Source organism: Rhodopirellula maiorica SM1, from assembly GCF_000346295.1.
Lineage (GTDB): Bacteria > Planctomycetota > Planctomycetia > Pirellulales > Pirellulaceae > Novipirellula > Novipirellula maiorica.
This window is the reverse complement of sequence record NZ_ANOG01001040.1, coordinates 1-14,096: the sequence shown is the minus strand read 5'-3', so window position 1 is coordinate 14,096 and position 14,096 is coordinate 1. Positions and strand designations below refer to the sequence as shown.

Here is a 14,096-nt window from a genome sequence, read left to right as displayed (position 1 = left end):
TAGCTCTGCCAATTCGACCGCGACCAGTTTCCCTAGACTTTCGCTTCAACTACCACCGTCGTGTCNTTAAAAAGCGATCACGTCGGCAATGATCTTGTATTGCCCATCGAGACTCGACCACTCGCGGGCATCCGCCATCGCCATGGTCATCAGCAAACTCCCCACCAATGCCAAAAGGCTAGAAAACATTTGCATCAAACAAGCTCCGAAGAAAGCGATTCGCAGACAACCGTCAAAGATCAATACATCTAATTTAACACGCCCCCAGCGTGGTACAAATCGGAAGTGTCGATCCGCCGCAGTGCTAAAACGGCGGGCCGAGTCGACGATTTCGCGATAAAACGATACAGTGATGGGTTCCATGAAGCTCTAGTCGAACTTCAGAAAACAAATCGTTCCGAAGCGACCGTGGCCACTCGAGCCCGATCCACTGCCCCCGCGATTTACTTGACCATGCCCAAAAACCAAGATTCAAAAAAGAAGAAAAAGGCCGAACCGTGGTACGCCGACGGTCTTCGCTTTGAGTGTTCTCAGTGCGGAGACTGTTGCAGCGGAGCGCCAGGATTTGTGTGGGTCAACGAAGACGAAATCGCAGATTTGGCCCACGAGATGGAATTGGATGTCGACGCATTCGAACACCAATTCGTTCGCCAAGTCGGTGCCGAGAAGAGTCTAAAGGAATACCCCGACGGGGATTGTATTTTGCTGGACCCCGAGACTCGCAAATGCAGCGTCTACGAGGCTCGGCCGATCCAGTGCCGGACTTGGCCCTTTTGGGACAGCAATCTGGAGCGAAAAAAGGACTGGAAAGAAGCCTGCAGCGTGTGCCCTGGTTCGGGAACCGGGCGGCTTTACACGTTTGAGGAAATCGAAACGCAGCGAAAACAAAAATCGGTCTAAGTTGTTTTCGTTGACGCGAGTTCCCCAGGATCGCGAACTCACCATCGTCTCGCTGCCGCCAGCCACCATTTGCTCGCGGAACCTCTTCGCAGGTTCGAAACGGCTCCTTGGGAGTGCGTTTTGCGGCCGTTCCGCTTACAACTAGTCATCCGCAGATAATCTTTGCAGTCCTGCGGTTGATCCCCTCCACTACTCGATTGAACACGGCTTTGAACTGATGCGGCGAATCGGCAGCCTTGAAAATGAAACACTTGCACATCGGTTTTGTGACTATCTGGTCACGCTGTCGATCGATGCAGCGGCGGACTCAAATGGCGATTCCGAAACCCCCCGCTGGGATATTTGGATCCGCGAGGAAAAAGATGTCGATGAAGCCCGCAAACAATTTGCGTTGTTCGAGCAATCCCCCGATGCTGAGTCATACAAAGTCAAAGGCAAAGCGGACGCCATTCGCAACGAGCGAGTGAACCACCACCAGCGTCGAATCGCCGAGCAGCGAAAGCTACAACGATCGATACCAGCGTCACGCGGAACGGCAATGGGAGGGTTGGGCGGCCCGGGCATGTCTGGTCGCCAACAGCGAATCCCCGTCGTCATCGCGATAATCGCGCTGTCGGTCATTGCCAGTTTCAGTGGCGGTTTTGGACACCCACGTCCATCGCGTAGCAGCACCGATTTGACGACGGAACAGACGGTCGACTACGCGCTGTCGTTCGTCGATCGCCGTGATTATATCGAAAGCGACGGTGATTGGTTTGCTTCGGTGCGAAAGGGCGAAGTTTGGCGTTTTATTACCCCAGTGCTGCTGCACGCCGATCCACTGCATCTGGCGTTCAACATGATTTGGATCTTTCTACTCGGCTCGGCAATCGAACGGCTGCACGGCTCGATCTTTTTGGTCATCTTATTGTTCGTCAGCCAGTTGGCCGGGATGATGCTGCAGGTGTCGCTACCGGCGGCCGAATCGCTGCCGCCAATCCTGCATGCGATTGCCGGTTCGCCATTCGCGATTGGAGCGTCCGGGGCCGTTTACGGCTTGTTTGGCTACTTGTGGATCCGTCCTCAGATGGATATGTCGTACCCGATTCGCATGTCTCAGGGCAATGTAATGCTGATGCTGGGATGGCTGGTGTTGTGCATGACCGGGATGTTTGGACCGATCGCCAATGGGGCTCATCTGGGTGGTTTGATCGCAGGCGTTATCGCGGCCTTCTTGACATCGTCCAAACGCTAAGCAGCTAGGCAACAGTTTTTCTCGTACATCAAGCAGGTAGGCAGGAATCATTGGCTGAAATACTGCTTGCCGCTTGGGCCAACGCTGTGAAGCATTTCTCCCTATAAGGAAAACGCGAATTAGCTGTAGCGAAAGTCGCAGAGACTTTCGGCCACGCGAGTAAAACCGAAACTCTCTGCGAGTTTCGCTACGAAAAAATGCTTCACAGCGTTTCGCTTTGGCGCTAGCCTGGGCTGAATGTCGGAACCGTGGCTAGCGGGCTGTTGATTTAATGAGCCGCTCGCGCGTCAGCGGCCGGGTTCCACGCATTCCCCGGTGCCTTACGGCACTCGGCTCAATAATACGATTTGCATTTCGATGAAATCAACAAGCCGCTAGCAAAGCGGCTAATGTACGGAAAGCCCAACAAAAAAACGCCGCTGGCACGTTTGTGCCAGCGGCGTTTTTTGTATTTGTTAAGCGTAATCGACAGCGGCGTTCGGGTTACGCTGCGGTCGTCGGAACATTATCACGCTCTTGCTTTTCGGCAACGGTGCGATAATCGACCACGTCCCAAACGAGGCCAACCGCTCGCAGCAAACGAATCGCTTGCCAGGTAATGTCGAATTCCCACCACTTGTGGCCGTGTTTGGCCATCCGTGGATAGGCGTGGTGGTTATTGTGCCAACCTTCGCCATACGCCACGATCGCCACGATCCAATTGTTGCGGCTGTCGTCGGTAGTTTCGTAGTTCTTGTAGCCCCACATGTGCGAGGCACTGTTGACCATCCAAGTCGCGTGCAACACACCGACCAAGCGAACAAACATTCCCCAAATCAGCAGCGAAAGTCCGAAATCGTTTCCGCCAATTGCGTATCCAATCCCGTACAACGCACTGCCCACGGCAATGTGCAGCGGCAAAAACAACATGTCCAAGATTCGCATTCCGCGTTGCTTGTACAAATCGGGCACCCAACGTTGCAGATAGGCGGTGCGATCGCCGTTGTGCGTGTGAAACGCAAGCCACGTGATGTGAGCCCACAAACCACCTTCGTGTGGCGAATGGGGATCGCCTTCTTGATCGCTATGAGCGTGATGCTTGCGATGGTCCGCCACCCAATCCAGTGCCGAGCCTTCGCCAGCCAAGGTTCCAATTGTGGCGAACGTGTAGCGAACCCACGAATAAGTCTTCATCCCGGTGTGGGTCAGCAGTCGGTGATATCCGAGGCAAATCCCCAAGCTGCCGGTCATCCAGTGCAGGGCGACCATCACGGCCAAACCTGTCCAAGAAAAGTAAAACGGAGCTGCCAAGACGACCAAGTGTGCGATCGTAAGCCAACCGATCGCCCAATAGCTCAAATTGTTGCCGCGACGTCGCTCTGCAGCGGTTGGATGAGCGTTTGCCGGCAACTTGCCGATCTTGTCGTTGCTAACGTGAGGCGAGTTCGCGTCACGATCCGATTTTTTATTTTTTGAAGGCTGAGCTCGGTCCAACGATTTACGTTGGCGAGGAGTCTGTTTTTTGGTAGGAGGGATGACCGAAGCCATAATATGAAATCCTGTCGTTGAATGTCCTTGGGAAAGCAGTCAGACATCTCACGAAGTTGCCTGAGTGCGGAGATTCTACAGAACCGACAAGCCTTGTCTGTCTCAGAGCATGTAAACCTGTGTAACGGGAATGTAAAAGTCGTTTATTTTGATCGAGACAAACGTGCACTAGCCCTGAAAGGTGGATACATGCTACTCCATGCATTCTGAAAGCGATCTCCTAAGCAAGCTAGGCAGAAGTCGTTCCATACATTCGCCGCTTTGCCGCTAGCGGCTTGTTGATTTGGTGAGCCGAGGGCCGTAAGGCACCGGGTAATGCGTGGAACCCGGCCGCTGACGCGCGAGCGGCTCACTAAATCAACAGCCCGCTAGCCACGGTTCCGACATTCAACCGGGGCTAGCGCCCAAGCGGCTATCGGAATCTTACCCAATGATTCCTACCTACCTGCTTACACGACGCCCTATCGCTGCGGATCGGATCGTGTCGATACGAAGTCCATTCTGCTATGTCATCTCCAAAACTTGCCATCTCCAAAACTTGCCATCTCCAAAACTTGCCATGTCTGAATCTTGTCATGTCTAAATTCCGCAAAGTCTCGGCAAACCTGCTCATACCGGGGGTCAAACTCACCTCCGCCATTCCCGACCCTGAAAATGCTCGCGTTCGCTTGCTCGGTGAAGGCATGGAAATCACGACCGACCTGATCCAACGACTGCAGCAGCGGGGGGTCAAGAGCCTGCTGTTGAGTGAGAAGGACATTGCGATTCTCAACGCCTTCACCCCTCAAGGCCGGGCAGTGAAGGTGCCTCCACCTCCGGCCTATGTAAAATCCAGCACGATCAACGAGCAAACATTGATCTTGGATCAACAACTAAAAGCGGGGCATGACTCTGTGGTTGAGGACGTGTTGCCGTTTGCCAAACGCACACGGAAACCTCAAAACTGCTCTTACGAACCCGGCATGGCCAACCAATGGGCATCCGAGACCAGCGACTCGATCGATTCGATCAACGAAATTTTTGATGAAACGCTGGCAACGCACGATGGCAGCGTGGGACCGCTGCACGCGACGTGTCAGGATATTTTGCGACGGATGACCGAAGACATCGATGCGCTCGTCTGCATGGCGTGCTCTCCGTTCGAAACCGAGTACCCGGCACGACACGGTGTACACCTGGCCACAATGTCGATGGCGATCGGATCCCAAATGGGGCTGGACGAAGCACTACTGATCGAACTTGGTGTGGGATGCTTGGTTCATGACATCGGCATGAAGGCAATCGGCACCGGAATGTTTAGCTCTAATCATCCGCTCAGCGCCGGAATGCTCAAACGCCTTGCCGACCATCCGGTTCGCGGCGCCGAAGTGATCGGTCGTTTCGGAGAACAGGTTTCCATCGCTTCCAAAATGGTGGCGTACCAAATTCACGAGCGATGTGACGGCAGCGGCTATCCTCGCGGCCGCCTTGGCGACGCCATTCACCCGCTCGCGAAAATTGCCTGTGTCGCCGACGCTTTCATTGGCATGATGTCGACGCGGCCCCATCGCTTGGCCATCCAAGGCTATCACGCGTTGGTTCAACTGTTAGAACAAATGAAGCAAGGTAAGTTTGACGCAACCGTCATGCGGGCGTTGCTTGAATTGACATCGCTGTACCCGTTGGGCAGCTTTGTCGAACTCAGCAACGATAAACTAGGACGGGTGATTCGCTCGGGCGGCAGCACGTTCGATCGTCCGACAATTGAGATGTGGGACACTCCCAATCGAATATCACCGCCCACCGTGCTGAACCTGCAACAGGATCACACGATTCGTATCGTGCGATCCATTGCCACGCCGAAGGCTGCCTGAGCCATTGCCTCACCATGTGATTCTGATTACCGAACACCGACGATGCGATGCTCGCCGGCAGTGACAACCGATTACGGTTGTGAAATACGTTAGTCCCGCAAAGGATTCGGAATGAATCTATCAACCTGCATGCCCCTGCCTTCGCTTTAAAGAACGCGCGCCATTTAGGCACATGCCACATGGGGAATCAACAGAGCAGCTTAGGGGGGACACGTCTCTATTGCTGTCGTTTTCTTTTCTACAACTCCATGCGCCAGACCGCATTTTTTGACCTGCTCTTTTCAGGCGAATGATCTATACTCTGATGCATTGCAGCATGAGTTGATTGCAGTTGATGTCCGAGTTCGACGGGGTAGAGATTCAATGGCTAGACTACGCGACAATGACGAATTCTTTCCACCGGACCCTTCCTCGGACACCAAGATTCGAGGGCAAGAAGACCGCGAAACCCATCTTCCGGACGCCTCAAGTGATCGGATCGCGCCGCCTTGGAAACCGGGTGACCAAGTCGGTCACTTCATGTTGCACAATCTGCTTGGCAAAGGAAGCAGCGGATACGTCTATCGCGCTCGCGACGAAAGCACGGGTCGACTTTGCGCATTGAAACTGTTGCTGCCGGCTAAATGCGAAAACCTAGTCCGCAATAAGCTTGGCTTTCGTCGCATGATCCCGTTGCGGCACCCGGGGCTGATCCATCTGGACCGCATCCATTACGTTGACGATTACATCGCATTTTCGATGGAAGAGGTCAAAGGCAAAACATTTTCGTTGGGTGTTTGGGACCTCTGCAAACAGGATTCCGATGGAGCCTATAAACAACTGCTGTCGCTGATACGCCAATACGCCTCGGCCCTGGCGTTGATGCATTCACGTGGCTTGGTACACCGGGACGTCAAGCCGCAAAATCTAATGATTGACCAAAAGGGGCACGGTCGGCTGATCGATTACGGGCTTGTCGGAACGATCGATTTCGACAGCGATCCCAATGGCTACCGCGACTATCTCGTCGGGCCACCGCACTTCTTTGCACCGGAAAGTCTGTGGGACCAATATTATTTGCCTGCAAGTGACATCTTTAGCTTGGGGTTGGTTTTGCTGGACGCCCTTCGCATCTTGGATCGGGCGGCCGATCATGTTCATTTGTCAATCAATCGATCGCAAGACAATCGACGTGATGACGAAGAAATGATCAGCGAAGCGGTCGAGGATTTGTCTGCGGATGTTCCCAACGTGTTGCGTGAAGCCTGTGCCGAAATGTTGCAGAGCGATCCGGTCGATCGTCCTACGGCTTCCGCGTTGTCGCGACTCGGTTCGGGCGAATCCCCCTGTTACCTTTGGGTCGACAATCCCATCCTCGGACGCGATGTCGAACTCGAACAGGCCTGCGACTGGATCGATGAGATCTTCGGTGGCGGGGTGGGACGGCTCCATATCGAAGGCCCGTCGGGAATTGGCAAGAGCCGTTTTGTCGATGAACTCGCCCAATACATCCACATGAAACGATGGGGACAGTTGTTTCGAGCGAAATGTCGGTCCGGCGAAGACCTTCCGATGTTAGCGTTTGATGAAATCTGTGACGCGATTGCAACGCGTTATATGAAAAATGATCGCGATATCATGGAGCTCGATCCCGCAAGTGCCTTCTTCTTGCATGAAGCATTTCCAGTGCTTCAAAACGTCGTCAAAGCGAGCACCACGGTCGATCTGGACCGCAAAAACTTTAAGCGTCTTGATGCAATCGAAGCCGGCGTCCGGCTGAGCGAAGCATTGAGGATGGTCGGTCCGTTAATCCTGATCATTGACGATGTGCAATGGGCTGACCGCGATAGTGTGAATGTGCTCGACCGCTTGCAAGCTGCCTCCGGAGGCATGCTGGGCATTATCACGGTATCGCGTCCCGGTGGTGACCAACAAGCCTCGCCGGCTCATCTCAAAATACAGCTCGATCGTTTAACGGATTCCACGTCACAAGAATTGATCATTGGGGCAGCCCGCCGCTGGTCAGCGCGTTTGAACTTCAGCGCCGTCGAAGAACTTGTCCAAGCGGCCCAGGGCAATCCGCTGCGTTTAATTGACTTTATCGAAGAACTGCGTCCCGGCGGCGTGCTTCATCATACCGTCAGCGGCGAGGAAACCGATTCGGGAACTCGAGTGGTCACGCGGACCGGCCAATTATGGCAGATGCGTGTGGCACGACTGAGTGAAGACGCTAAAACCACCTTGTCGTACATCGTCACCGCCGGACATTTGGTGTCCGCAGAACAACTGAGTGAATTGACCGGATTGGGCGAATCCATTGATGCGGTCCTTTCGGAACTTGTCCAACAGCGTTTAGTTCGCGATGAAGTTACCGGCGGCGAATGCATCTCGATTTTTCACGACAGCATTGCGGAGAATTTAGCAACCACACTGAGCGATTCTCAGAAACGCGAGTGCTATGCCGCATGGGCTCGATTGCTTTCCCGTCTTGACTCCGGTGGCAAATTAGCGGCTCGTATTGCCCGCTATTTTTTTGACGCTGATGAACCTAATCGCGCCGTCTCGTACGCCATCCTTGCCGCCGAAAACGCGGATCGCTATCACGCTAAAACCGAAGCCGCGCGCTGGCACGCCAAAGTCATCGACCATGTCAGTGGCCCCGAACGGGTCGAGCGTATTCGGGTCACAGCAGAGACGTTTTTCGAAGCCGATCGTCCGGTGGACGCCGCCCATTACTTCCAGCTACTTGCATCGGAATTGAACGACGAAGAGAGCGTCACCTATCAATTGAAAGCGACAACGCTGTTGATTCGCTGCGGCTATTTCAAGGAGGTGCGTGAGCAACTGCAACGATTGACTCGGTTGCTTCGCCTACCCTCTGCCAAGTCTCGCTGGTTAAGCAAAATCAACACATGGCGTCTACTAGCGAAATGCGTTTATTCGAATCTCCGCTTCTCCGGCACGCAAGCTGACGTCGCTGCGGACGAGTGCACGGTGCGAGAGCGTCAACGACTCGAACTCTGTTTGTCGGTGACGCGGCCGTTATCGATGTACGACAACCTACACGCGGCAGAATTGAACATTACCGCAGCCAGCTTGGCCGCACGCTATGGTAGCGAAGCCGATCGAATTTTGGTCGAAGTCGGTGCCGCCGTGTTTGGGTCTTACAATCATGGATCCAAACGAATTCGCAGCGAATTGGCGCTGCAAGACTTGCTACCTCGTGCGCTCGCCACCGGAAATTCAAAAGTAATCGGTGATGTGTGGGCGGGAATTGCGTTTTCGCAAGCGTTGGCGATGCGTTGGAGCAGCGTGTCCACATCGTTCGATGCGTGTGTGCACCACTACAGTGCATCAAATGAAGTTTTGACGCTAGAGGTATGCCATCTTCGTTCGGTCAGCTTGATGGCTCATTGGCACGTCGGCCGGTGGGCTGCGATGATGAAGACGTGCGATCAAATGCTGGACGATTTTAAGCAGCGAAATGATCAATTCCAATGGATCGTCGCCAGCTCGGGTTGCGGTGCCTCGACGTGGTTGATGCGAGATCGAGTGACCGACAGCGAACAGGTACGGCAAAAGAACGCAGAAAGCCTAGCCGCTTGTGACGGAGCTCAACTGTTCAACTTTCTCGAATGGACGGCTCATGTTCATCTGGATCTTTACAAAGGACACTTCGACCAAGCGTGGCAACGCATCCAAGAACTACGCAGTTCACGAACGAAATTATCAGCATTGATGCTCCAGTCCAATCGTGTGATGGTTGAGCAGTTTGTTGCCCTGACCGCGCTGCATCAACTCAAAAAAGATCCCGACGGTGGTTGGGGCAAGTTTATCGAGACGGCAATCCGTCGCTTGCACCGCGAGCACGGTGCGTTCGCCACGACGGTCGCTTATTTCTATGAAGGTCTGATGCTGTACCTGACCGCCACGTCGACGGCCGATTTTGCCGACGCCAGAAAGCAGTTGGTGATTGCCTGGGAAATGAGTAAGGAACAACGGCTTCGCCCGTATCAATTGGCCGCCGAAGACATGATCGCCAAAATCGACCATAGCGAATCGGATTCCCGTTTGATAGCGAGAATGGAGCAGCATGGAATTGCCGATCCGATGCGGTTTTCACGACTTTACACAATTTGATTGTATTTTGATTGCCGCGGCTGCAATTCGCCTTCCTGGTAAATCGCCGCCTGATTGTGCCCCCTTAAGCAAACATCGGCGACTTCCGAGCCGATCTGCCGTTGTTTTTTCGAGCGGAATGTCGATATTCACTCGGCAATTCCGCAGGCCGACGATGCTTGCGGATTTGCTAGCAGATTGAGACAGGGATGTTGACTGATCGCTCTGGCCTCGTCGGCGTTCGGCAGTTTAGAATCCCCCGAAGAGGACGCCCCATTTTTCAAGCGAAGGATCGCTGTGATGTCCAATGCAAATTTCAAGAAACGACGTGGACCTCGAATTCTCATCTCTCGTCTAAGTGCGATTGGTGATGCAATTTTGACACTTCCCGTTGCCTGCGCACTGCGAGCCGAATTCCCCGACGCGTATTTGGGTTGGGTGGTGGAGCGAAAAGCGGCACCGATGGTGCGGGGACATCGAGCCCTCGATACGGTGATCCAGCTTGACCGCAAATGGTTTGTTTCTCCGTCGGGAATCAAGAACGCTCGGTCGCTGCTGCGTCCTCATCAATTTGATATTGCGATCGACTGCCAAGGGAATACCAAGTCGGCGCTGGCGGGATGGGTTTCGGGCGCCCACCAGAGAATCGGTTTTGCCGGTAAACACGGCGGCGAATTGAGCCGGCTGTTGAACAACGTTCGTGTGGCGCCGGCATTTCGCCACGTGACCGATCGATCACTTGAACTCCTCTCGCCACTCGGCCTGCACTCTCCGTCGGTTCGCTGGGATTTGCCGGTTTCCGATGCGTCGGTCATCTGGGCCTCGCGATGGCGGCGGACAATCGCCAGTCCGCAATTGGCCGTGATCAATCCAGGAGGGACTTGGCAATCAAAACTATGGGAAGCAGACCGCTTTGCCAAAACCGCCCGCTATTTACAACAAAAATATGGCTATCGATCCGCCGTGGTTTGGGGCACCAGCGACGAACGGGCGATGGCAGACAAGATCGTGGCAAATTCCGGTGGTGCGGCCGTATTGGCGCCTCATACCGATCTGCATCATCTCGCAGCGTTGATCAGCCACGCCGATCTGTTTATCAGCGGGGACACCGGCCCGCTGCATATTGCGGTCGCCGTCGGCACCCCCACGATCGGTCTCTACGGTGCGACACGCCCGGGTGACTCAGGACCGTATGGTCAAGTAGCGATTCAAAAAGCGTACGAACGAGGATCGCGGCGACACCGGCGAAACGCCGACAATTCAGCGATGCGAGCGATCACTGTCGCCGACGTTTGTGTTGCAATTGACCAAGTGCATGCCAAACAGATGCTTTTACAAGCTGCCTGAAGTCGCACGGTTCTCGGCTGCGGCGGCGACGTGTAGGCTGTTCGCACCATGCACCTATTACTCCCACTGCTCGCCAGCATTCTGTATGTCTGTGGCCTGATCTTTGTCAAACGATCAGGTGCCGCAGGCGCTAGCAACCTCACAATCATTTTTTGTCGAATTTGTTTTCGGCGATCGCCTTTTCGTCACTTTGGGCACTCGGCGGCACCACGCAGGGGTGGACCATGTTCTGGCAACCCGTTGTCATTGCGTGGTTGTTCATCCAAGGATTAGCACTCACTTTTCTAGCGATAGGTCGTGGGGACGTCTCGATTGCGGCGCCCATTTTCGGAATCAAAGTCGTGTTTGTCGCGATGCTTTTGACGTTTGTCGGTGGCGAACAATTGCCTCGATCGGTGTGGTACGCCGCGGCACTAGCGGCCGCAGGAATTGGCTTGATCCAGTGGACTGGTCGCAGCCATCCGCATGATGTCGTGATGACCATTGTCCTGGCGCTTTCGGCTGCGTTTTCATACGCGGCGTTCGATTGCTTGGTCCAACTCTGGGCTCCTGCGTGGGGAGCGGGCCGTTTGCTGCCGATCGTATTTTGGATCGTCGGCGCCGCTTCGCTATGCCTGGCGCCTTGGGTCGAGTGGTCCAAGTTCAAAGACGCCACTCTCCGCGCGAATCTGTTACCCGGTGCGACGTTGGTGGCACTACAAGCGGTCAGCATCACCATTGCCATTGCGATCTTTAACGACGCCGCACGAATCAATGTGGTCTATGCGTTGCGAGGACTCTGGGGCGTCGCACTGGCGTGGGCGGCTGCGAAAATTTGGGGTGGGGCCGAAGCGGACCATGGCCGTCAAACCATGATCACTCGCTTGTTGGGCGCCAGCCTGCTAACGGTAGCCGTCATCCTGGTCATTTTCTCGCGGACTTGACGCCATCTTGCCGGCGACGGCCACCCCCATAGAGGATTCGTTTTATAATAGCGACGTCTGCAACTCCCTTCCTGCCTTTGCCCCCCTGACGTCGAGCGCCGTGCATGCCAGTTCCCCACCGTTTCGTTATCGGCTCACTGATCCTATTGACCACGATTGGGATGGACCGGGCATCCGTGTTCGCCCAATCTGAACCGGCCATGATTGTCCAGTGCACTGAATCACCCCAGTCCATCGACGTCACGGTGCACGGCAAACCGGTGCTGACGTACAACAAGGCGTTCCAAGAACCGCCCGAGGGCATGGATCCGATCTATCGTCGCAGCGGCTATATCCACCCTCTATATACCCCCAGCGGTCGCATGGTGACCGGCGACTTTGCGCCCGATCATGCCCATCAACACGCGTTATTCGGCGCGTTCGTCAACACAACCTTCCAAGGCAAACGCGTTGACTTTTGGAACCAGCACAAACGTACCGGCAACGTGTCACACCACAAAGTGATCGAGGTCCACAGCGGTAACGACGTCGGCGGGTTTACAGTCGAATTGTTACACGAAGCGTTCACGACGGCGGATCCCCCCACGCCGGTGCTAAAAGAGCAATGGAAAGTGCAGGTCCATGCTACAACCAGCCCTGGATTTGTCATTGATATCCAATCCACGATCACCTGCATCGTCGAATCACCGCTGACGATCAACCCGTACCACTACGGTGGAATGGCATTTCGCGGTAACAATCAATGGGTTACCGCAGAAAGCGAAAAAGCGATGAATGCCTATCTCAAAGCGACAGAGGCAGGAGAGAAGCGAACGGCACCCGATTTAGATGTTGCCCGACATCAATTTCTGACAAGCAAGGGCGAGCGTCGCTTCGAAGGCAACGGATCGCATGTAAAGTGGGTGGATTTGTCTGGCCGTGTCGACGACAAACTGTGCGGCGCCGCCATGCTCAGCCACCGCGAAAACTTTCGCTTTCCTCAAGCGGTGCGATTGCATCCCAGCAAACCTTATTTTTGTTTTGCTCCGATGGTCGATGGCGAATTCACGCTTGAGCCAAACGAGACTTTCGCCAGCCATTATCGCTACATCGCGCATGACGATGCACCGGATACTGCTGCGATTGAACAAGCCTGGCTTGAATTTACGAAGTAAACAGTTGAGATGACCGGTCCGTTGCATGCCCGCGGGGAACGTCATTCACCGCCAGCGAACGATCGATTAATGATCAGCCGCAGACTAGGTGTGTCTCGTGTGACGCACCTCAGTCAACGGCTTTTCATCAACCAATAAAATGGACACGACGCTTGGCGGACATTTCTGTCGGGACGAGTGTCTTGGGCGAGATTAGGATAGGGGGGCCAAGCTGTCGCCGTCATCGGCTTAGGTGGTCGCTAAACGCATCTCTTCCCATTCATTCACACTTGGCGGCAATGCTTCGTCGGCAGTGGCCAAGCCAAACTTCTCTCGCAAATTGACTTCGGGTGAAGCCAGATCGGCGACCGAGTCAATGATCGAATCGGGGCTGAATGCATAGTTGACCAAGTCATCAAACTGGGTACCGCCAGACAATGCCAGCACCGTTTGATATCCCATCTGCACGCCACCAAAAATATCCGTTTCCATGGTATCACCGATCACCACGGTCTCGGACGTTGCAAGTCCCAACTGTTTGCGTGCGGCACGCATCATCACGGGACTCGGTTTACCAACGCTTGCCGCTTTCTTTCCCGTTGCTGTTTCTAAAAAGGCAACAACTGCACCACAACCGGGACGTGTTCCGCCGGCGGTAGGACAGTTTGGATCAATATTGGTGGCGACCAGTTTTGCGCCCGACAGGATCATGCGAGTCGCTGCTTCCAACGATTCAGCGGTCACCGTCCGGCCTTCGCCGACGACGACATAGTCGGGATCGCTATCGACAATCGAGTAGCCGTTTTGATGCAGAGCCTGCAACAGGCCCCCTTCGCCAATCACATATGCGGTTCCGTGCGGCTTCTGTTTTGACAGAAACCGTGCCGTTGCCATTGCACAAGTGAAGATATGTTCTTCGCCGACATTAATCCCCATACGCTTCAGCTTCATCGCCACATCGCGGCGTGTTCGCTGGCTATTGTTCGTCAAGAACAAGAAAGGATGGTCCTCTCTTTTAAGCGATCAATGAAGACATCTGCTTGGGAATCAACTGACTCCCTTTGTAGATGACACCATCCAT

At 54.4% G+C, this 14,096-nt stretch carries 10 protein-coding genes; 7 read left to right on the top strand and 3 right to left on the bottom strand.

Annotation, left to right across the window (positions count from 1 at the left end; all coding sequences use genetic code 11):
• Positions 1-66: 66 nt before the first annotated feature.
• Complete coding sequence (locus RMSM_RS40330; protein WP_144058148.1) at positions 67-363, bottom strand: hypothetical protein; 297 nt, start codon at positions 361-363, stop codon at positions 67-69.
• Positions 364-453: 90 nt separating this feature from the next.
• Between RMSM_RS40330 and RMSM_RS33620 the strand changes: the two genes are divergently transcribed.
• Together RMSM_RS33620 and RMSM_RS33615 are read left to right on the top strand one after the other, a co-directional pair.
• A complete protein-coding gene (locus tag RMSM_RS33620; protein WP_040770899.1) occupies positions 454-900 on the top strand; it encodes a YkgJ family cysteine cluster protein in 447 nt (148 codons plus the stop codon).
• Between the two features lie 217 nt (positions 901-1,117).
• Positions 1,118-2,134, top strand: a complete 1,017-nt coding sequence (locus tag RMSM_RS33615; RefSeq protein WP_008708316.1) for a rhomboid family intramembrane serine protease — start codon at positions 1,118-1,120, stop codon at positions 2,132-2,134.
• Positions 2,135-2,617: 483 nt separating this feature from the next.
• Here RMSM_RS33615 and RMSM_RS33610 read toward each other — a convergent pair whose 3' ends face one another.
• Positions 2,618-3,661, bottom strand: a complete 1,044-nt coding sequence (locus RMSM_RS33610) for an acyl-CoA desaturase (protein ID WP_008708314.1) — start codon at positions 3,659-3,661, stop codon at positions 2,618-2,620.
• Between the two features lie 575 nt (positions 3,662-4,236).
• Between RMSM_RS33610 and RMSM_RS33605 the strand changes: the two genes are divergently transcribed.
• From RMSM_RS33605 to RMSM_RS33585, 5 genes are all read left to right on the top strand, one after another.
• On the top strand, positions 4,237-5,514 hold the full coding sequence (locus RMSM_RS33605; protein WP_008708313.1) for an HD-GYP domain-containing protein: 1,278 nt from the start codon (positions 4,237-4,239) through the stop codon (positions 5,512-5,514).
• A gap of 363 nt (positions 5,515-5,877) precedes the next feature.
• Complete coding sequence (locus tag RMSM_RS33600; protein ID WP_008708311.1) at positions 5,878-9,633, top strand: serine/threonine-protein kinase; 3,756 nt, start codon at positions 5,878-5,880, stop codon at positions 9,631-9,633.
• Between the two features lie 279 nt (positions 9,634-9,912).
• Positions 9,913-10,959, top strand: coding sequence for a glycosyltransferase family 9 protein (locus RMSM_RS33595; RefSeq protein ID WP_008708309.1), 1,047 nt, complete (start codon positions 9,913-9,915; stop codon positions 10,957-10,959).
• A 152-nt stretch (positions 10,960-11,111) separates the two neighbouring features.
• A complete protein-coding gene (locus RMSM_RS33590; RefSeq protein ID WP_008708308.1) occupies positions 11,112-11,882 on the top strand; it encodes a hypothetical protein in 771 nt (256 codons plus the stop codon).
• A gap of 104 nt (positions 11,883-11,986) precedes the next feature.
• Complete coding sequence (locus tag RMSM_RS33585; protein WP_081614433.1) at positions 11,987-13,036, top strand: DUF6807 domain-containing protein; 1,050 nt, start codon at positions 11,987-11,989, stop codon at positions 13,034-13,036.
• Positions 13,037-13,264: 228 nt separating this feature from the next.
• Here RMSM_RS33585 and RMSM_RS33580 read toward each other — a convergent pair whose 3' ends face one another.
• A complete protein-coding gene (locus tag RMSM_RS33580) occupies positions 13,265-14,011 on the bottom strand; it encodes an HAD-IIA family hydrolase (RefSeq protein ID WP_008708306.1) in 747 nt (248 codons plus the stop codon).
• Positions 14,012-14,096 lie beyond the last annotated feature (85 nt).